The 19,055-nt window shown below is 66.0% G+C and carries 18 protein-coding genes; 13 read left to right on the top strand and 5 right to left on the bottom strand.

Going from position 1 to position 19,055, the window contains the following annotated elements; all coding sequences use genetic code 11:
* The first annotated feature begins 30 nt into the window (after window positions 1-30).
* Window positions 31-1,491 carry an NADPH-dependent glutamate synthase gene (gltA, locus tag WEB52_13740; GenBank protein ID MEX2227500.1) on the top strand — a complete coding sequence of 487 codons (1,461 nt, stop codon included), beginning with the start codon at window positions 31-33 and terminating at the stop codon, window positions 1,489-1,491.
* Between the two features lie 216 nt (window positions 1,492-1,707).
* A complete protein-coding gene (locus WEB52_13745; GenBank protein MEX2227501.1) occupies window positions 1,708-2,532 on the top strand; it encodes a hypothetical protein in 825 nt (274 codons plus the stop codon).
* A 416-nt stretch (window positions 2,533-2,948) separates the two neighbouring features.
* On the opposite strand, the gene WEB52_13750 is transcribed toward WEB52_13745, so the two are convergent.
* Genes WEB52_13750 through WEB52_13760 form a run of 3 tightly spaced genes read right to left on the bottom strand, consistent with a single transcriptional unit; the run spans window position 2,949 to window position 6,720 of the window.
* Complete coding sequence (locus WEB52_13750; protein MEX2227502.1) at window positions 2,949-3,722, bottom strand: phosphatase PAP2 family protein; 774 nt, start codon at window positions 3,720-3,722, stop codon at window positions 2,949-2,951.
* Between the two features lie 56 nt (window positions 3,723-3,778).
* Entirely contained in the window at window positions 3,779-5,143 is a 1,365-nt protein-coding gene (locus WEB52_13755; GenBank protein MEX2227503.1) for an aspartate aminotransferase family protein, read from the bottom strand.
* A gap of 41 nt (window positions 5,144-5,184) precedes the next feature.
* Entirely contained in the window at window positions 5,185-6,720 is a 1,536-nt protein-coding gene (locus WEB52_13760; protein ID MEX2227504.1) for a UDP-N-acetylmuramoyl-L-alanyl-D-glutamate--2,6-diaminopimelate ligase, read from the bottom strand.
* Between the two features lie 110 nt (window positions 6,721-6,830).
* On the opposite strand from WEB52_13760, the gene WEB52_13765 reads away from it, so the two are divergent.
* The 7 genes from WEB52_13765 (at window position 6,831) to WEB52_13795 (ending at window position 12,434) form a co-directional block, all read left to right on the top strand.
* The gene (locus WEB52_13765) at window positions 6,831-7,361 is read left to right on the top strand and encodes a hypothetical protein (protein MEX2227505.1); all 531 of its coding nucleotides are present in this window, start codon (window positions 6,831-6,833) and stop codon (window positions 7,359-7,361) included.
* An 834-nt stretch (window positions 7,362-8,195) separates the two neighbouring features.
* Window positions 8,196-9,137, top strand: coding sequence for a malate dehydrogenase (locus WEB52_13770; GenBank protein ID MEX2227506.1), 942 nt, complete (start codon window positions 8,196-8,198; stop codon window positions 9,135-9,137).
* 20 nt (window positions 9,138-9,157) lie between these two features.
* On the top strand, window positions 9,158-10,027 hold the full coding sequence (locus tag WEB52_13775; GenBank protein MEX2227507.1) for a fumarate hydratase: 870 nt from the start codon (window positions 9,158-9,160) through the stop codon (window positions 10,025-10,027).
* Window positions 10,028-10,121: 94 nt separating this feature from the next.
* Window positions 10,122-10,661 carry a GNAT family N-acetyltransferase gene (locus WEB52_13780; GenBank protein ID MEX2227508.1) on the top strand — a complete coding sequence of 180 codons (540 nt, stop codon included), beginning with the start codon at window positions 10,122-10,124 and terminating at the stop codon, window positions 10,659-10,661.
* A gap of 91 nt (window positions 10,662-10,752) precedes the next feature.
* Complete coding sequence (locus WEB52_13785) at window positions 10,753-11,142, top strand: cupin domain-containing protein (protein MEX2227509.1); 390 nt, start codon at window positions 10,753-10,755, stop codon at window positions 11,140-11,142.
* Window positions 11,143-11,194: 52 nt separating this feature from the next.
* Window positions 11,195-11,815 carry a Fe-S-containing hydro-lyase gene (locus WEB52_13790; GenBank protein ID MEX2227510.1) on the top strand — a complete coding sequence of 207 codons (621 nt, stop codon included), beginning with the start codon at window positions 11,195-11,197 and terminating at the stop codon, window positions 11,813-11,815.
* 91 nt (window positions 11,816-11,906) lie between these two features.
* Window positions 11,907-12,434 carry a DinB family protein gene (locus WEB52_13795; protein MEX2227511.1) on the top strand — a complete coding sequence of 176 codons (528 nt, stop codon included), beginning with the start codon at window positions 11,907-11,909 and terminating at the stop codon, window positions 12,432-12,434.
* A gap of 61 nt (window positions 12,435-12,495) precedes the next feature.
* Here the strand turns inward: WEB52_13795 and WEB52_13800 are convergent, their stop codons facing one another.
* Window positions 12,496-12,795, bottom strand: a complete 300-nt coding sequence (locus tag WEB52_13800; GenBank protein MEX2227512.1) for a hypothetical protein — start codon at window positions 12,793-12,795, stop codon at window positions 12,496-12,498.
* Window positions 12,796-12,875: 80 nt separating this feature from the next.
* Between WEB52_13800 and WEB52_13805 the strand changes: the two genes are divergently transcribed.
* Window positions 12,876-15,197 (top strand): diguanylate cyclase, encoded by a 2,322-nt coding sequence (locus tag WEB52_13805; GenBank protein MEX2227513.1) that lies wholly within the window; start codon window positions 12,876-12,878, stop codon window positions 15,195-15,197.
* A gap of 54 nt (window positions 15,198-15,251) precedes the next feature.
* Here WEB52_13805 and WEB52_13810 read toward each other — a convergent pair whose 3' ends face one another.
* On the bottom strand, window positions 15,252-15,488 hold the full coding sequence (locus WEB52_13810) for a hypothetical protein (GenBank protein MEX2227514.1): 237 nt from the start codon (window positions 15,486-15,488) through the stop codon (window positions 15,252-15,254).
* A gap of 295 nt (window positions 15,489-15,783) precedes the next feature.
* On the opposite strand from WEB52_13810, the gene WEB52_13815 reads away from it, so the two are divergent.
* The 3 genes from WEB52_13815 to WEB52_13825 are packed head-to-tail and all read left to right on the top strand — an operon-like array spanning window position 15,784 to window position 19,046.
* On the top strand, window positions 15,784-17,115 hold the full coding sequence (locus WEB52_13815) for an ABC transporter substrate-binding protein (protein MEX2227515.1): 1,332 nt from the start codon (window positions 15,784-15,786) through the stop codon (window positions 17,113-17,115).
* Between the two features lie 60 nt (window positions 17,116-17,175).
* Window positions 17,176-18,105 (top strand): sugar ABC transporter permease, encoded by a 930-nt coding sequence (locus WEB52_13820; protein MEX2227516.1) that lies wholly within the window; start codon window positions 17,176-17,178, stop codon window positions 18,103-18,105.
* Complete coding sequence (locus tag WEB52_13825; protein MEX2227517.1) at window positions 18,105-19,046, top strand: carbohydrate ABC transporter permease; 942 nt, start codon at window positions 18,105-18,107, stop codon at window positions 19,044-19,046. The genes WEB52_13820 and WEB52_13825 overlap by 1 nt, the downstream gene beginning before the upstream one ends.
* The last annotated feature ends 9 nt before the right edge of the window (window positions 19,047-19,055 follow it).

Below are 19,055 nucleotides of genomic sequence, written 5' to 3' on the forward strand. Positions count from 1 at the left end.
GGCGTATCGGGACGAGCAGAAGGGACGGCGATGCCGAAAGACGCCGACGCCGAGGTCCAGCGCAGGCTGGCGATCTCGCGCGTGCCGATCAACAAGCAGGACGCCGAGGTCCGCACGAAGAACTGGGACGAGGTCTTTCTGGGCTTCGACCTGGACGCGGCGAAGACCGAGGCGATGCGGTGCATCCAGTGTCCGACGGCGCCGTGCCAGCAGGCGTGCCCGGTCGGCAACGACATCCCCGGCGCATTCAAACTGCTCGAGATCGGCGACGTCAACGCGGCCGCCGAGAAATTCCGCGAGACGAGCAACCTGCCGGAGCTGTGCGGCCGTCTCTGCCCGCAGGAGCGCCTGTGCGAGGGCGAGTGCGTCGTGGCGTTCGCGATCCGGCCGGACATGCACCAGGAGCCGCCGGTGTCGATCGGCAAGCTCGAGGCGTTCGTGACAGACTACCAGCGCGAGCACTTCGGCGTGCCGCTGCCGGTGTTGCCGGAGCCGAGCGGCTTCCGCGTGGCGATCGTCGGGGCGGGGCCGGCGGGGCTGGCCGTCGCGGAAGAACTGGCGAAGAAGGGGCACGACTGCACGCTGTACGACGCATGGCCGGAGCCGGGGGGCATCCTGCTGTACGGCATCCCGAACTTCAAGCTGAGCAAGAACGTGCTGACGTACAAGCTCGCGTACCTGGAGAAGCTGGGCGTGAAGTTCGTCGGCAACACGTGGGTCGGCAAAGACGTGACGATCGACAACCTGTTCGACCGCGGGTTCGACTCGGTGTTCGTCGGGACGGGGGCGGGGCTCGGCGGGCGGCTGGCGATCCCGGGCGAAGAGATGTCGGGGATTTTCGCGGCGACGGAGTACCTGGTAAAGGGCAACCTGTTGCCGGACCAGTTGCCGGAGAGCATGCGCGAGCCGCTGCCGCCGGCGAAGGACGTCGTTGTGATCGGCGGCGGCGATACGTCGATGGACTGCGTGCGGACGGCGGTGCGGCTGGGGGCGGAGCACGTCGTGTGCGTGTACCGTCGCACGGAGTCGGAGATGCTCGGCCGCACGGAAGAGCGCGAGCACGCCAAGCAGGAGGGCGTCGACTTCCAGTTCCTGACGATCCCGCTGCGATTCATCGGCGACGACGAGGGGCGGGTGACGGGTCTGGAGTGCCAGCGGATGGCGCTCGGCGAGCCGGACGAGTCGGGGCGGCGGAGGCCGATCCCGATCCCGCACTCGGAGTTTGTGTTGCGCGCCGACACGTGCGCGATCGCGATCGGCTATAACGCCGACCCGATCATCAACGACGCGGCGCCGGGTGTGAAGACAAACCGCTGGAACCTGGTCGAGGTGGACCGCGAGACGCACATGACGACGCGCGACGGTGTATTCGCGGGCGGCGACAACGTCAACGGCGCGGACCTCGTCGTGACGGCGCTTGCGGACGGGCGGCGGGCGGCGACGGCGATCGATGAGTATTTGGGGTCGTTGTTGCCGAAGCGGCGGCGCTAGTGGCTGGTCGCTGGTGGTTGGCTCGCCGTTAAACCGCGCAGGCCTTTCCATCCCGTAGGTCCTCTGACTCCAACGAACTCGGGTACGTGCGTCGCGCGCGGCGCGCGGTTGACACCGCACCGGGCGCGGGCCTACGCTCGCGGTCTTACATACACGCGAGTCACTGGAGGGTGATCGATGGTTACGACCAGCCGTGGATCCACGCGTCGATCATACATGGCGTCGCAGCGATCGCGTCGCCGGGCGGGCAGCGATGGGCAGCGAATCGCATCGCGGAAACGCATTCCGGCGGGCACGCGGTTCGTCGCGGATCGCGGCACGGGGCTTGTCCACGACCTTTCGCGCGAGCGGCCGTACTGCGGACTCGAGCAGGCGTTTTCGAGCGGCACCGCGGAGACCTTCCTGCGGCCGTTGTCGAAGGCGAAGGCGTCGGGGCTGCGGATGGACGATGTGTGCATCGGCGCCCGTCCGAGCGACACCTTCGACGGAACGAAGACGGTGTTGCTCCAGATGTATACGCCGCCGCGCAAAGCGGACGTTGGGCTCGATCTCAACGAGCGGCTCGACTTTCACCTGCGGCTGGTGGTGGGGTTCGAACGCAACCGCGACCGTGCGCTGATGCACGAGCGACTGGCGCGGCTGAGGGTACCTTCCGTGTTCTACCAGGCGATGCGCATCCCCGAAGGACAGGAGGACGGCGCCGCGTGGGGTGAGCCGTCGACGACGATCGCGTTGCAGCCGGACTTCGGTGCGCCGGCAGACGACGTGCGGGCGGACCTCTTCATCCCGCGCTCAATCGAGGATGACGAACGGAGCGTCGACCGGTTCACCGGGCGGGTGATGGCCGCGCTGTTCGGGGTCAAGACGGTAAAGACGGCGTTCGCAAAGCACTTCGCGCGGCACGGCTACCGGGACCTGCAAGTGTACGGTCACCTGTGCGACACCGTGGATGACCGTATCCTGCCGCGGGCCCATGCGGACTGCAGCCAGGACACGGGCGGATCAGGCGGCGGTGGGGGAGGCGGTCAGAACTGCTACTGACGGTTGGTGGCTAGTGATTGGTAATTGGTCGCGGTAAGCCAGCACTTTTGGGATAGCAAGAGGCCCGGTCGTTCGACCGGGCCTCTCTTCAGTCTGTTGCCAGGCCTGGTGCCTAGCTTTCCGCCCCCGAAGGCTAGGAAACCGCCTCCGAGGTGCTGCGGACGCTGCTCGGCACGCAGGCCTTACAACTACTGTGATCCATCCGCATCACCTCCTTTCCTGAGGGGAGGATAGCAGGGAGGGTGGGAGGAGATCAATCTTGGGCGGCGCGTGGATGGGCGAGGTCGGATGTCGGAAGTCAGAGGTCGGACGGGGGGACAAACAGACGACAGACAACAGAGGTTTCGGAGCTTGCAGGCGTCACCAACCCACTGAGGACTACTGACGACTGACGACTGACGACTGATGACTGCCAACTACGTCAGGAACGAGAAGAAGCGGTCGCGGGGGACGATGCGGCGCAGTGCCAGGGCGAAGCAGACGGCGGCGGCAGCGACTACAGCCCCGGCAAAGGCATCGAGGAAGTAGTGGTTGGCGGTGAGCACGATGCCGCCGAGCGTGAGGAACGGCATGAACGCGGCAAAGATGCGGACGCCGCGCGAGCTGGTCTGCGTGAAGATCGCGAACGCGACGAGCAGGTCCCAGCCGAAATGCAGGCTGGGCATGGCAGCGTACTGGTTGACGATCTTCGGGTTCTGGAACACGTAGTACGACTGCGCGTGGACGATCGTATCGACGAAGCCGAACTCCGGCATGTAGCGCGGCGGCGCGAGCGGCACGGCGGTGAAACCGATGAGCGCGATGAGGCCGCTGATCATGAACGCGTTGCGGAAAAACGCGTAGTTGTGGCGATGCCACGCGTACAGCCAGAACGCGACGCCGATGATGATCGGCAGGTGGCCCCAGACATAGATGTAGTTGAAGAGGTCAACCATCCAGTCCTTCGGGAGGATTAACTGCTGGAGAAACGCCTCGTGGAAGATGCCGAGTTGCTTCTCCATGTGGATGACGCGGGAAGCATTATCGAACGCGGTGCCGGCCTGGCCGCCGACGTTGCCGCGGACGAGTTGATACGCGGCGTAGGCGGGGATGATGAAGAGTATCTCGGCGAATAGCCGCCAGTACTTCTCCGCGAACGCGGGCGATCGGCGTGACTGCGGTCGCGCGACGGCGACGGCGGGGGAAGTCATAGTATCGAAGCCTGCTCCTCTTGATGTCACTACAGTATAGCGAGTGTCTCGCGCCCTCATACGCCCGCCATGCCCCCCGTGACGGCGTCGATGGCTTCGGCGGTGACGTTCACAATCGTGTCGATTTGATCTTCGGTGACGATGAGGGGCGGGGCGAGGAGGATGCTTTCGCCTTTGACGCGCGTGACGACGCCCCGGTCGCGCATGGCCTTCGCGAGCTGCGGGCCGACGGCTTGCGCCGGCGCATAGGGCGCCCGCGACGCCTTATCGGCGACGACTTCGACGGCGGCCATAAGGCCGAAGCCGCGGACGTCGCCGACGTGCGGCGTCTCGATGAGGCCCGCCAGGCCGTCGTTGAGGCGGCGGCCCATTTTCTCGGCGCGTTCGACGAGGCGCTCATCCTCGATGATCTGCAGGTTGCCGATGGCGACGGCGCAGGCCGTCGGGTGGGCGGAGTTGGTGCAGCCGAGCATGAACTTCGTGTCGGCGGGAGCTTCGAGGATCGCCTGATGAACGCGCTGCGAGACGATGAAGCCGGACAGCGGCACGTAGGCGCTCGTCACGGCCTTGGCGAAGGTAAGAATGTCGGGCTGGACGTCCCAGTGCTCGAGCGCGAACCAGCGGCCGGTCCGGCCGAAGCCCGTGATGACTTCGTCGGCGATGAGCAGCACGTCGTAGCGGTCGCAGATCTGGCGCAGGCGTGGCCAGTAGCCGGGATCGGGCGGGATGACGCCGCCGGCGCCGTGCACCGGCTCGGCGATGACCGCGGCGACGGTGTCGGGGCCCTCGCGCTCGATCGTCGCGGCGATGTTGTCGGCGCATTCGAGCGTGCAGGCAGACTTCGAGGCGCACCACTGACATCGATACGGGTAGCAGGTCGGCGCCTGCACGAAGCCCGGCGGTTCGGGTCCGAAGCCCTTGTGGAACGGCGCCATGCCGGTGATGGCGGTCGCGGCCATGGTGCCACCGTGATAGGACTCCTGGCGCGAGATGATCTTCATCCTCTCCGGCTTGCCGGAGGCGAACCAGAAGTAGCGCGCGGCCTTGATGGCGAAGTCGTTGGCCTCGGAGCCGCTGTTGGCGTAGAAGACGCCGCTCATGTTGGGGTACACGCGTTCGAGCAGTTTTTCGGTGAGGCGGATCGACGGCACGTTTGCGTAGCCGGTATAGGCGTTGGAGAACGCGAGGGTGCGCATCTGCGCGGCGGCGGCATCGGCGAGTTCGGCGCGACCGTGGCCGACGGCGACGTTCCAGAGGGATGACAGCCCATCGATGAACTGGTTGCCGCGCACGTCGGTGAGGACGGCGCCTTCGCCGCGCTCGTAGATGATGGCGTCCTGGTGGTCGGAGACGTGGAACTGGGGGTGGATGATGTGGCTGAGGTCGTAGCCGGCGAGACGCTGGATGTCGGATTCGTCCAATTGCTTACTCGTTTGAACGCCGCTTCCTGTCCTGCGAGCGATTATACGTCAAGCGAGTCACGCAGCAACTCCCGGGCGATGCGCCGTTCGTCCCAGGGCCAGTGCGTATTCCCGATGACGATGGACGGCTCCGTGCCCTTGCCGGCGAGCAGGACGGTGTCGTCGCGCTCCGCCCGCTTAAAGGCGAGGCCGATCGCCTGGCGCCGGTCAAGCTCGCGGACGAACTTGCGTCCCTCTGTCCAACCCTTCGCCTTGAGCGAGGAGGCGATCTCATCGACGATGATCTCCGGATCTTCGGTGCGGGGGTCTTCGTTCGTGATGACGGCGAACTCGGCGACCTCGGCGACGGCGCGGGCGATACCACGGCGACGCGCGGGGTCGCGCTCGCCGGCGGCGCCAAAGACGACGACGATACGTCCACTCGTGAGTTCGGCGAGCATGCGCAGCACGTTGCGCATCGCCTGCTCCGTCGAGGCGATGTCGACGACGACGCGGAACGGCTGCCCTTCATCGATCAGCTCCATGCGGCCGGGCACGCCGACGAAGCTCTGGAGCGCGTAGACAGCATCGGTGAAGGCGACGTTCTGGGAGACGGCGGCGGCAACGGCGGCGAGGCCGTTCGCGACGTTGTACTCGCCGAGGAGCCGCATGTACCCCTCGACCGCTTCGCCGAACATGCGCGCGGTGAAGCGCGTACCCCAGCCGTCGCGTGTTATGTCATGTGCAGTGAGGTTTGCCCGCCTGTCGAGCCCATAGGTGATCACGGGCACGGTCGTGACCCTCGCGATCTCCTCGGACGCCGGGTCATCGGCGTTGAGAATCGCGGCTCTGCCCACGCCCTTCTCGACGGACTCGCCGAGCATGCGGAAGAGCAACGCCTTCGCGTCTCGATAGGCGCCCATGCTGCCGTGATAGTCCAGATGGTCCGGCGCCAGGTTCGTGAAGACGCCGACATCGAACTCGCACTGGTCCACACGGTGGAGGTCGAGGCCGATCGACGACGCTTCGACGACGGCATAGCGGCCGGAGGCATCGCGGATTCGCGCGAGGTGGCGCTGGACTTCGGTCGCCTCGAGGGTCGTCATGTGCGACGCATTCAGCTCGGCATGGCCGCCGACGCCGAACTCGACGCTGCTGAGGTAGCCAGCGCGCTGGCCGGCGGCGTTGAGCACGTGCGCCGCGAGGTGGGTGGTGGTGGTCTTGCCATCGGTGCCGGTGACGCCGATCACGCCCATCGACCGGGCGGGGTGGCCGTAGAAGCCGGCGGCGGCCTGAGCGAGCGCGATCCGGGCGTCTGGCACGGCGACGAAGGCGACGTCCTCGTTCACGTAGGGTTGCCAGACGTCGCGCAGGTTTTCCTGCACGACCACGAATCGTGCGCCTCGGGCGATGGCGGCGGGAATGAACGTGTTGCCATCGGCGGTGAGGCCGGGGATGGCGACGAAGACCGCGGATTCGGTGACGGTGCGGCTATCGTGATGGACGCCGCTGGCATCGGCGGGGGCGCCGGACACGAGGCGAGCTTCGTGGAGGCCTTCGAACCAGGCTGGCAGTTCGGACGAAGTGCGGGTCGTCACGAGAGCGATTGTAGCGGATTCGAGTCTGGTTCAGAGGCCGCCGGAGGAGGCCGATGATCTCCTTAGAAGAGAGTGGCCGGGTGGCACTGTGCCTTTGAGGGGAATCGCCGATGGTGGCTCTTCCGTCCGTATTCGGGCGCGACGAGGACGACCGCGCCGCCGAGCCGCCGTTGCCGAAACCGAACCCGGCGGACTGGTTGCCGCTGCAGCAGGGTGCGTGCGAGCTCAACGTTTCGATCAGTACGGCGCGCCGGATGATCCGCAAGGGCAAACTGCGGAACCGCATCGTGCCGCGGCCGGGCGGGTTTGCGTACCTCGTGTACCTGCCGAACTCCCGGCATGCGAACGGCCTGGGCGGACATGCGTGCAGGCAGCTTTCGCCGGCGCCGGACGATGCGCGCGAGCCTCGTGACCTGGGCGCCTGCCGGCAATCGCGCAACGGGGCGGCGGACGGCGCATCGGACGCGAAGGTGCGCCTGCTGGAGCAGCAGGTCGAGCATCTGTCAGAGGCGCTGGCGCGCGCGTTGAAGACGAAGCAGCGTGCGCTGCCAGAGGGCATGGGCCAGCCGACGTTGAATCCGGGCGATCCGTACGCTCGCTATCGATGGCTGGCGCGGCGGAAGCGCTGGTGGCCGCTTTGACGCGCTTTCGCGCGTAGTTTTCAGTTTTCGGTTGTCAGTTTTCAGTTGGGTAGCGCTCCGCGCGAGTCGTCGGGGAAGTCGGCGCCAGGACGGCCGATTGCGGTTTTCGCATCGTGGTTGGCAGTCCCGCCGAGTGACGCGGCGTGCGATGATCGGTGCATGGATGGGTTGACGACGCGCTTCCGCGCGTAGTTATTAGTTTTCAGTTGTCAGTTTTCAGCAGGGTTGGCGTTTCGCGCGAGGTCGTCGGTCGTCAGGACGGTCGGATTTGCGGCTTTCGCATCGTGGTTGGCAGTCCCGCGGAGTGACGCGGCGTGCGATGATCGGCGCATGGATGGTATGACGACGCGCTTTCGCGCGTAGTTATTAGTTTTCAGTTGTCAGTTTTCAGTAGGGGCGCTTGGCGCGTGGTCGTCCGGGCGTCTAGGTTGCGTTTTTCTTAGCGTGATTCGCGCCGCAGAGTGACGCGGCGTGCGATGATCGGCGCATGGATGGGTTGACGATCCGGCGCGCGACGAAGGCGGACTGCGACCGCATTGCGGCGATCATCGATGATCCGCCTTCGCGACAGGCGGTGCGATTACGGGGGATGCGGAGCGGGCGCGGGCGGCGGGGCGGAGGATCGGATCCAACGCGGGAGAGCGTAACGAGCGACGGGCAGGCCCGCAAATGCACTGTTCGCGGCTAAGTTCGAGGGTGCTTAGAATGATGGTACAGACCTCGCGCGGTCCAGCGCGCACGGATGTGATGCTCAGTAACGAGGCCAGCGGGCGAATCTGACGAGCGGGCGGCCCCGCTGCTACATCTCGATGCCCCTGTATAACGGAGGATTGGATGGCAGGACGGAAGAAAGTGACGGTCGTCGGCGGCGGCATGACGGGCGGTGCGATCGCCCAACGGATCGTCGAGCGGAACATCGCCGACGTGGTGATCCAGGACGACCCGCAGTACGCGCAGACGCTGCATCACGGCAAAGCGCTCGACGAGACGCAGGCGGCATCGTGGTTGGGGTTCGAGGCGAAGATCACAGGCGCGGACGGCTGGGACGAGACCGCGGGCTCCGACGTCGTCGTCATCACGGCCGGGGCGCCGCGCAAGCCGGGGATGACGCGCGAAGAGTTGCTGAACGGCAACGCCGACATCGTGCGCGAGAAGGCGAAGCAGGCGGCGAAGGCTTCGCCGAACGCCGCGATGATCATCTTTTCGAACCCGATGGACGCGATGTGCCACGTGGCGCTGGAAGCCTCGGGGTTCCCGCGCGAGCGCGTGATCGGCCAGGGCGGCGCGCTCGACACTGCGCGCTATCGCGCGTTTCTGTCGATGGAGACAGGCGTGTCGGTGCGCGACGTACACGCGTACGTACTGGGCGGCCACACAGACACGACGATGGTGCCGGTCGTGTCGCAGGCGCGCATCGGCGGGCTGCCGCTGACATCGCTGCTGTCGCAGGACCAGATCGACGCGATCGTCGCGCGGACGATGCGTGGCGGCGCCGAGATCGGCGAGCTGATGAAGGTGTCGAGCGCGTACTACGCGCCATCGGCGGCGACGGTCACGATGGTCGAAGCGATCCTGCTCGACGAGGAGCGGCTGATCCCGTCGGCGGTGCTCTGCAAGGGCGAATACGGCATTCGCGACATCGTCTGCGGCGTGATGTGCCGGCTGGGCGCCGGAGGCATCAAGCACACGTACGAGACGCCGGTGAGCGACGACGAAGCGTCGAAGATCCGGAAGGCGGCGGACGCGACGAAGGAACTGATCGCGCTGTTGAACTAGCGGCAGGAATGAGGAAGCACATGGCCACCGATACGAGCACGCGCGTGCGCGACCTCCACGTCGACGAGATCACGCGGACGGTCGCCGAGCTATGCCAGAGGGCGACGCACGAACTGCCGGACGACGTCGTCGCGGGGCTGAAGAAAGCGCAGACGACCGAGAAGTCGCCGCTGGCGCAGCAGGTGCTGATCGACATCGTCGAGAACGTGGAGCTGGCGAAGCGCGACATGATCCCGCTGTGCCAGGACACGGGCACGACCGTCGTCATGGTGGACATCGGCCAGGACGTACACATCGTCGGCGGGTCGCTGCAGGACGCGATCAATGCCGGCGTGTCGAAGGGGTACACCGAGGGCTACCTGCGCGCATCGATGGTGGCGCACCCGTTTTCGTCGCGGGTCAATACGAAAGACAACACGCCGGCGGTGATTCACACGGAGATCGTCCCGGGCGACGGGTTCGGCATCACGGTGGTGCCGAAGGGCGGCGGCTGCGAGAACATGAGCCGGCTGCAGATCATGCTGCCCTCGCGCGGCAAGGACGGCATCACGGAGTTCGTGTTGCGGACGATCGAGGAGTCGGGCGGCAATCCATGTCCGCCGCTGGTCGTCGGGGTGGGCGTCGGGGGGTCGGCGGAGTACTGCATGCTGCTGGCGAAGAAGGCGATCACGCGCCCGGTGGGGCAGCCGAGCGACGACCCGGAGACGGCGGAGTTCGAGCGGGAGTTGTTGGAGAAGGTGAATGCGCTGGGCGTCGGGCCGCAGGCGGTGGGCGGCACGAACACGGCGATGGCGGTGAACATCGAGACGTATCCGACGCACATCACGTCGCTGCCGGTGGCGGTGAACCTGCAGTGTCACAGCGCGCGGTCGAAGCGTGCGGAGCTGTGAGACGACGGCAAACGGCAAACAGCGAACGGCAAAGGCCGCAACAGACAACAGTCAACAGACAACAGAGGGAGAGCGTGAGCAAGGGCCTGAGCTTGTGAGTACGGACGCCGCGGCGAAGGAGCCTCGCGCGCAGAGTGCGGATGGCGCGCCGCTGCCTGCCCTCACCATGCGCGCCGCGACGGCCGAGGACGTGGATGGGCTGGTGGCGCTGGTGAACGCGGCGTATCGCAAGACGGAAGGCCACGTCTTTCCCGGCACGACGCGCACGGAGCGCGGTGACCTGCTCGAGCAGGTCGACCGAATCATCGTCGCGGAGGCGGACGGGCGGCCTGTCGGCTGCATGTACTTCGCGATCGAGGGCGAGCGCGGGCACTTCGGCATTCTGGCGGCGGATGTGAGCATGCATGGGCGCGGCATTGGTTCGGCGCTGATCGCGCACGCGGAGACGCTGGCGCGGGCGGCGAGCTGCCGGACGATGCACATGGAGGCGGTGAAGGAAGCGAACCTGATCCCGTACTACGAACGTCGCGGCTATCACGTCGTGCGCGAGACGCTGGGGAGTGAATGGAACGACGGCGCGGACTGGGGCGCGGCGATCGCGTGGCACATGGTGGATATGGCGAAGACGTTGTGAGCTGGTGGCTCGTCGCTGGTGGCTGGTCGCGGGTAGTTGGTGACTGGAGGCTGGAGGCTGGACGCAGGAGTGAGCGCCGGAGCATCGCGGGATGAATGACGTGGTGATCGTGCGGCCGGCCGAGCGTGACGCGTCGACGGCGCAGACCGCGGGGATGTCGCGGGTGGCCGGGGTGGCGGCGAGCACGTGCGGCGCTTCCGGGGTGTGGATGGGCGAGGTGGTAACGGAGCCGGGGTTCCAGTCGGGCGCGCACCATCACGGCGATGTCGAGAGCGCGATCTACGTCGTGAGCGGTACGATCCGCTTTCGCTGGGGCGCGCGTCTCGAGCACAGCGCCGACGGCCTGGCGGGAGACTTCATCTTCGTGCCGGCGAACGTCGTGCATACGGAGGCGAACACGTCGGAGCGGGAGCCGCTGGTGTTGATCGTGGCGCGGGGCGGGCAGGAGAACGTGGTGGTGAACGTCGATCTGGTCGGTTAGTCGCTGGTCACTGGTCGCTAGTTGGCTGACCTGGAAGGGATTGGAGGAATGGATGGCGATTGTGCGGGAGAACGGCGAGATCAAGGCGTACCCGCCGTTCACGGAGGATGACGTCGCGCAGTTGCGGGCGGGCGAGCATGTGAAGTTCTACGGCACGATCTACACGGCGCGCGATGCGGCGCATCGGCGCATGATCCAGGGTCTCGACGAGGGCAAGCCGCTGCCGATGGACATCACGGGACAGGTCATCTACTACGTCGGGCCGTCGCCGGCGCGCCCGGGGCGTGTCATCGGTTCGGCGGGGCCGACGACGTCGATGCGGCTCGATCCGTTCACGCCGCGACTGCTGCAAGAAGGCTTGAAGGTGATCATCGGCAAGGGCGGCCGCGGGTCGGTGGTGAAGCAGGCGTTGCAGGACAACAAGGCGGTGTATCTGCTCGCGATCGGCGGCGCGGGGGCGCTGCTGTCGAAGACGATCAAGAGCATGGACGTGATCGCGTACGAGGACCTTGGCACGGAGTCGATCAAGAAGCTCGAGGTCGATGGGTTTCCGGCGATCGTGTGCTGCGACATGTACGGCGGCGACCTGCTGCTGGCGGGCAAGGAGCAGTATCGCGACCAGGCGGTGCTGGGGAGCTACGAGTCGGTGCCGCCGGCGGAGAAGGCAGGGTGAGCTTCCCGGAGGCCAGGGTCCGGATATCGGGCACTGGAGGCTGGAGGCTGGACGCTAGACGGCAGAGGTCGGATGTCGGAGGTCAGATGGCGTGAGTGAGTTGGTGAAGTACCTGGCGGGGGAGGTCCGGGCGATGCACGGGCTGTACGACCGTGTGCTCGTTGATGTGACCGACGAGCAAGCGAACGCGGTACCGGAGGGCGGGCATCAGAACCTGGCGTTTTCGTTGTGGCATTACGTGCGCACCGAGGACAACATCGTGCAGTTCGTGATCCAGCGGCAGCCGACGGTGTGGATGCGCGACGGCTGGCACGGCAAGTTCGGGCTGGACGCGAAGTCGCAGGGCACGGGGTTCAGCGATGACGAAGCGCGGGCACTGCGCATCAACGGCATGGCGGAGTTTCGCCAGTACACGAGCGACGTGTTCCGCGCGACCGAGGCGTACATCGCTGCGCTGAGCGATGACGAGAGCGCGCGCAAGATCGTCGTGAAGCCGCTGGGCGAGATGACGATCCTGCAGTGCATGAGCGGGATGGTGATGACGCACGGATACCGGCACCTGGGCGAGATCGAGTTCGCGAAGGGGCTGGTGGCGGCGAAGGGCGGGGCGACGATCTAGTCGCGGTCTGGTCGACTGGTCGCTGGTCGTTGGTCGCTGGTTGGCCGCGGGCTGACGACAGTCAGTCAGTCGGGGTGGCGGCGGCGCGGTTGGCGAGCTTTTCGGCGAATTGCATGCCGTAGTAGCAGGGGATCGCCAGCAGGATGATCGGGATGCCGATCAGCACGCCCTCGAGGCCGACGAGCATGATGAAGAGGCCGAAGCTGATGCAGAGTCCCATCCCCAACACCGAAATGATGCGAATGACGGCGATCAGCGAGGAGACCTGGGGCACCGGTTCGGCCGGCTCGCCCATCGTGTCGTAGGGGAAGGTTTCCTCGGGTTCCTGCGAGTCTGTGAGGGCGGCAGTGCTCGATTCCACGTACCGATCTTAGCAGGGAACGAGCGGGCGAACACGGGCGTCTGCCCTATGACCGCAGCGACCGCTGCCGATACTCCCTTGTGACTAATTCATCTGCACCGAAGCTCGCGGGGCGCTTGCCGGCGGGCGCGGCAATCGACCGCGACCTGGCGAACGAGCGCCTGATCGACCGCATGATGCTGATGCTGGCATCGGGCGTACTGACGCTCGTGCTGCTGACGAGCATCGGGTTCCAGATCGGCGGCGGCGTGGACTTTGCGCCGCTGTTCTACGTGACGACGGCGAGCTACCTCCTCGTGACGATCGCCTGCGCGTGGCTGGCGCCGCGACTGACGACGATGCGCGACCTGGAGCGCATGCGCTGGACGGCGCTGGTGCTGACCACGGCGGCGATGCTCTCGATGAGCTATTTCCTGGGCGGCGCGAATTGGATGGGCGCTCAGCCGCTCTTCTTCCTGGTGTTCGGATGCGCGTTTACACCGAACCACTGGCGCGCTTCGATCATTGCGGCGACGGGCATCGCGGGGTTTGCGGTGATCGCGACGTTGGAGGGCACGGGCGCGCTGCCGGCGCAGGACCCGCTGCACGGGGCCGTCGAGCCGCTGCGCGGCGCTCAGCTCGCCGCGACGGTGGCGTATACGGCGCTGGCGCTGTCGCTGTTCTTCATGATGTCGGCGGTGATCGCGTTCTTCCTGACGCTGCAGCGCGACGCGCTTTCGACGATGACGCGGGAGCTCGAGGAGTCGAAGGACGCGCTGGAGGAACTCAACGCGGCGCTTGAAGAGCGCGTCTCGGAGAAGACGCGTGAGCTGGAGGACCGGTATCGCGAGCAGCACGTGATGGCGGAGATCGGCAAGATCGTCACCGCGAGCCTGGACATCGACCGGGTGTACCTCGAGTTCATGGATGAGGTGCGCAAGCTGGTGCCGTTCGACCAGGCGTCGATCGCGGTGATCAGCGGCGACCCGACGCGGATCCGCTTGCTGCGCGGGCTGATTGAACACGGGACGGTCACGGGCACGAGTTTCGAGTTGGACGCAGCGCGGGCGCTTTCGGTCGCGCGGCCGGCGCGGATCTTCGAAGACTTCGAGACGCAGGACGCGGGCTGGATCGAACGCGATTACCTGTTGAACAGCGGCGTGGCGTGCGGCGCAAGCGTCCCGATCATGTCGCACGGCGTGCAGGTCGGGTCGTTCAACGTCGTCTCGAACACGGCGGGCACGTACGCGGCGGCGCACCTCGCGCTGATGGAGCGCATCGTCGAGCCGCTGGCGCTGGCGATGGAGAACGCGCGGCTCTACGCCGAAATGCGCGCCATCGCCGACACGGACGGGCTCACGGGACTGCCGAACCGGCGCTCGCTGGAGCGGACGCTGGAGCATGAGATCGCGCGGGCGGTGCGAAACGTCGGCCACTGCAGCGTGCTCGTGATGGACATCGACAACTTCAAGACGTTCAACGACACGCTGGGCCACCAGGCGGGCGACGATCTGCTCGTGCAATTCGCGGAGTTACTGCGCGAGACCTGCCGCGACATCGATGTCGTCGGGCGGCAGTCGGGCGATGAGTTCACCGTCGTGTTGCCGGAAACGCGTTCGGAGGAGGCGTTCGCGCTGGCGCAGCGCATCCACGACGGCATCCGCGGCGCCGACTGGAAGTATCCCGGCGAACGCGGCACCGGCGTCACGACGAGCATCGGCGTGGCGACCTATCCGTACGACGGCGAAGGCGGCGAGGCGATGCTGAGCCGCGCCGACTCGGCGATGTACGTCGCGAAGGCGGCAGGCGGCGGCCAGACGCGGCTGTCGTCGGACATCGTCGATGACGCGCCGGTGAGCGGACGCCGCCAGGTGCGGTTCGGGCTCGTCGAGGCGCTCGCGGGCGCGGCGGCGGACCGGATGAGCGGCGGCGACACGCGGACGCGGACGCTGGCGGAATTCACCGCGCGGGCCGCGATTCAGATCGCCGAACAACTGCAGCTCGGAGACGCCGAGCAGCGCGCATTGCGCGTCGCGGCGATGTCACACGCGCTGGGCATCTTTCCGCGCGAGGATCCGTACGGCGAAGCGACCACATGGGGACTCGACCCGGAACTGGACGACATGTACCTGAAGCTTGGACGGCTCTTCGTAGCGGCGTCGCCGGGGCTGGATGAAACGCTGCACGCCGTGCATTATCACCATCGGCGCGCGTCCGAGATCGTGGGGACGCCGGAGATGACGCTCGCGCGCGTACTCGCCACTGCCGAAGCGTATGCGCGGCTGACGATGCCGGGCGTCGAGCAGCAGCTTACGCCCGCGGCGGCGATCGAGGTGCTGCGGCAAGATGACGGACTCGATCAGACGATCGTGGCGCATCTCGTCGCGGCGGTTGACATCGACGCTGCGGGACGGGCGGCTTAGGTGACGGCCCTGCGGGGATCGATCAGCGAATCCTCAGCGCCTCGGTTGCACTAACTAACCTTCTTGGGCCTCGGCGGCCTTGCGGGGCCGCTTCAGCAAGAAGTAGCTGCTCTCGGGACGCATCAGGGGGAGTACGCCGGTCATTTCCCAGCCATCCTCGCCCAGTTTGTCGAGGTAGCCGCGGACGAACCCGGTGCGGTGTTCACCGCTTTGTCGAATGTACTCCGCCCCTTCCGTTGAAATCCTTCCCCTGAAGTCGACGTAGACGACCTTGTATTCCCATCCGTTCATGACATCTCCTTGACGGTGGCGCTGAACGGAACGCCGGCGAATCCAGCCGCAGGGCCAGCACAAGTCTGACATGGATGCGCTTTGATGGTAAGCCGGGCGTTGCGCTAATCGCAGCGGCGCCGGTACGGTCATTGTGGATCGACGCACAAAGTTGATCTCAACGAGCGATCGTGCTGGCATGATCATCGACGGCATACCTTCGTCACGCCGTTCTCGTCCGTTGATCCGGTGCGTTGACGGTTTTGCAATGCGATGGGATTCAAGCTGCGAGTCAGGGGAATGAAAGGAGTTCATCATGCTCAGGGATAGGGCACTCCGCCTCGCGATGGTCGCGTGTATCGTCGGCGCTGCGGGATTGGCGGCGTGCGGCGATGATGACGACGACGGCGACGGTAATGGAGGCGACACGACGCCGTCCACGGACGCGACGGCCGGCGGCGGTGACGGCGGCGACCAGGGCACGGTCAGTGTCCTGGGTATCTGGGGCGACGAGGAGTTGACCTCGTTCGAGGCGATGGTCGAAGGCTGGGGCGGTGAGATGGACTTCACCGGCACACGCGACATCACGGCGATCCTGACGACGCGCGTCGAGGGCGGCAACGCGCCGGACGTCGCGATCCCGGCGGAGATCGGGCTCTTCCAGCAGTTTGCGAGCGAAGGGCAACTGACGCCGCTTTCGGAGTGCGAGGGCCTGGAGGAGACGATCCGGGACAACTACCCGCAATCGTTCATCGACCTCGGCACGGTTGACGGAGTGCTGTACGGGTTCTTCATGAAGGCCGACAGCAAGGGGACGATTTTCTACAACCCGACGTTCTTCACGGAGAATAGCCTGGAGCCGCTCGACGAGTCGGCGACGTTCGAGGACCTGATCGCGCTGTCGGACCAGATCCTGGCGACTGGCACACCGCCGTGGACGATGGGCCAAGAAGCAGGCGGCGGGTCGGGCTTCCCGGGCAGCGACACGATCCAGCAGATCTTCATCAACGAAGCCGGCGCCGATGCGTACGACCAGATCGTCACCGGCGACATGCCGTATACGGATCCGGCGATGCGCGATGCGTGGGAAAAGTTCGGCCAGATCGCCCTGACGGAGGGCTACACGGTGCAGGGTGGCGGCGCGGGGATCAACGCTACGCCGTTTATGGACTCGTCGTATCCACCGTTCGAGACGCCACCGACGGCGGGCATGTTGCACCTGGTGAGCGCAGCGGGCGGCTTCATCGCGACCCAGTTCCCGGATGCAGTCCCGGTTACCGATTACGACTTCTTCCCGTGGCCGGGTGGCGCCGTGACAGGCGGAGCGAACATCGCGTACGCGTTCAACAGCGATCCGGCGACGTGCTCATTCCTGACCCACATCGCGAGCGCGGAAGCGCAGCAGGTATGGGTCGAGCTCGGCGGCTTCACGTCGCTGAACAGCGGGGTCGACATCGATGCGTACCCGGACGAGGTTGCGCAGCACGTGGCGGAACAGTTGCTGGAGTCCGAGACCTTCCGGTTCGACCAGGATGATGCGATCGGCGGCGCCGGTCAGCAGGCGATCTTCGCAGGCGTCATCCAGTACCTCACCGATCCGGCGAGTCTGGACAGCATCCTCGAGAGCGTCGAGGCGGCGCGACAGTAGCACGAATCGTGCCGGGGCGGGATATCACTCCCGCCCCGGTTGCTGATCGGGAGATGGGCGTTGGTCGGTCGCAAATGGTGGACGCCATGGCTGTGGCTCTCTCCGGCGTTAATCCTGCTGAGCGTCTTCCTGGTGTATCCGACGCTGGACACGATCCGGCGGAGCTTCCAGGACCAGCGGTCCGACAACTGGGTCGGATTCGATAACTATCGCTTCATCATCGACAATCCGCAGCCGCTGGTCGCCGACACGCATTCGGCGTTGCTGAACAACGTGCTCTGGTTGACGCTGTTTCCGGTCGTGACGGTGGCGATTGGGCTGCTGATCGCTGTGCTGGCGGTGCGCGTGCGATACGAGGCGGCGGCGAAGTCGGCGATCTTCATCCCGATGGCGATCTCGTTTGTCGCGGCTTCGGTGATCTGGCGCTTCATGTTCGAGTTCGACACGGACATCGGCACGGTGAACGCGTTCGTGACGCAGATCGACGGCCAGCAAACGGCGTGGCTGCAGAATACGAACTCGCCACAGACGTGGCTGACGGACTACGGCCCGGATGAGTTGCCGAAGCCGTTTCAGCTCAACAACTTCTCCCTGATCGGTGTGGGCGTGTGGATGTGGACGGGGTTCGCGGTCGTGGTGCTGTCGGCGGGCCTCAAGGGCATCTCGACGGAGGTGCTGGAAGCGGCGCGCGTGGACGGTGCGAACGAGTGGCAGGTCTTCTGGCGGATCATCGTGCCGATTTTGTCGCCGACGATCGTGGTCGTGCTGACGACGCTGGTGATCCAGGCGCTGAAGAACTTCGACCTGATCTACGTGATGACAGGCGGCCGATTCAAAACGGACGTCGTGGCGACGCTGTTCTTCAAGGAGGCGTTCGTCGTCCGCGACTTCGGCGTGGGCGCGGCGCTGGCGGTCGTGCTGCTGCTGTGGATCGTGCCGATCATGCTGATCAGCATCCGGCGCTTCCAGTTCCAGGAGGAGACACGCTGATGGCGGCGGAGAACGTCGGCGAGCGGCGCATGCAGCAGGCGGACGAAGCGCGCGGGGAGTTCGCGCTGCCGCGATTCTCGCTGCCCCACCTGCCCCTGCACATCATCATCCTGCTGATCATGGTGCTGTGGAGCATCCCGACGATCGCGCTGCTCGTGAGTTCGTTCCGCGATCCGACGGCGATCGCATCGTCCGGGTGGTGGACTTCGATCAAGGACTGGGACTTCACGCTGGACAACTACGACTCAGTGCTCAACAGCCGCGGCATGGCGCGGGCGTTCTTCAACAGTCTGATCATCACGGTGCCCAGCACGGTGCTGGTGATCCTTGTGGCCTCGGCTGCTGCCTATGCGTTCGCGTGGATGAACTTTCCCGCGCGCAACGTGCTGTTCCTGGCGATCGTGGCAATGCTCGTCGTGCCGCTGCAAATGACGCTGATCCCGGTGCTGCGGTTGTACACGCACGTGACGATCGACGGCGAAGTGCCGATTATCGGCGGGCGGTGGTTCGGGACGAACAGCTACGCCGGCCTGTGGCTGGCTCACACGGCGTACGGGCTTCCGTTCGCGGTGTTCCTGCTGCGCAACTTCTTCGGGGCGTTGCCCCGCGACCTCTTCGAGTCGGCGTACCTCGACGGCGCATCGGACTTCATGGTGTTCCGGCGCATTGTGCTGCCGCTGTCGATGCCGGCGATCGCGGCGCTGGCGATCTTCCAGTTCCTCTGGGTGTGGAACGACCTCCTGATCGCGCTGATCTTTTTGGGCGATCCATCGCTCTTTCCGATGACGGTGCAGATTCAGAGCCTGGTGAGTTCGTTCGGGTCGAATTACCAGGTACTGACGGCGGCGGCCTTCGTCTCGATGGCGCTGCCGTTGGTGGTGTTCTTCGCGCTGCAGCGCTATTTCGTGCAGGGCGTGCTCGCCGGCGCGGTCAAGGGTTAGGCGTTCCGC

It is taken from the genome of Dehalococcoidia bacterium, assembly GCA_040902535.1.
Lineage (GTDB): Bacteria > Chloroflexota > Dehalococcoidia > DSTF01 > JACRBR01 > JBBDXD01.

Bases quoted from the DNA above. Each gene is read 5' to 3' on its own strand.
- gltA (MEX2227500.1), top strand. From the start codon at position 31: ATGCCGAAAGACGCCGACGCCGAGGTCCAGCGCAGGCTGGCGATCTCG.
- WEB52_13745 (MEX2227501.1), top strand. From the start codon at position 1,708: ATGGCGTCGCAGCGATCGCGTCGCCGGGCGGGCAGCGATGGGCAGCGA.
- WEB52_13750 (MEX2227502.1), bottom strand. From the start codon at position 3,722: ATGACTTCCCCCGCCGTCGCCGTCGCGCGACCGCAGTCACGCCGATCG.
- WEB52_13765 (MEX2227505.1), top strand. From the start codon at position 6,831: ATGGTGGCTCTTCCGTCCGTATTCGGGCGCGACGAGGACGACCGCGCC.
- WEB52_13770 (MEX2227506.1), top strand. From the start codon at position 8,196: ATGGCAGGACGGAAGAAAGTGACGGTCGTCGGCGGCGGCATGACGGGC.
- WEB52_13775 (MEX2227507.1), top strand. From the start codon at position 9,158: ATGGCCACCGATACGAGCACGCGCGTGCGCGACCTCCACGTCGACGAG.
- WEB52_13785 (MEX2227509.1), top strand. From the start codon at position 10,753: ATGAATGACGTGGTGATCGTGCGGCCGGCCGAGCGTGACGCGTCGACG.
- WEB52_13790 (MEX2227510.1), top strand. From the start codon at position 11,195: ATGGCGATTGTGCGGGAGAACGGCGAGATCAAGGCGTACCCGCCGTTC.
- WEB52_13810 (MEX2227514.1), bottom strand. From the start codon at position 15,488: ATGAACGGATGGGAATACAAGGTCGTCTACGTCGACTTCAGGGGAAGG.
- WEB52_13815 (MEX2227515.1), top strand. From the start codon at position 15,784: ATGCTCAGGGATAGGGCACTCCGCCTCGCGATGGTCGCGTGTATCGTC.
- WEB52_13825 (MEX2227517.1), top strand. From the start codon at position 18,105: ATGGCGGCGGAGAACGTCGGCGAGCGGCGCATGCAGCAGGCGGACGAA.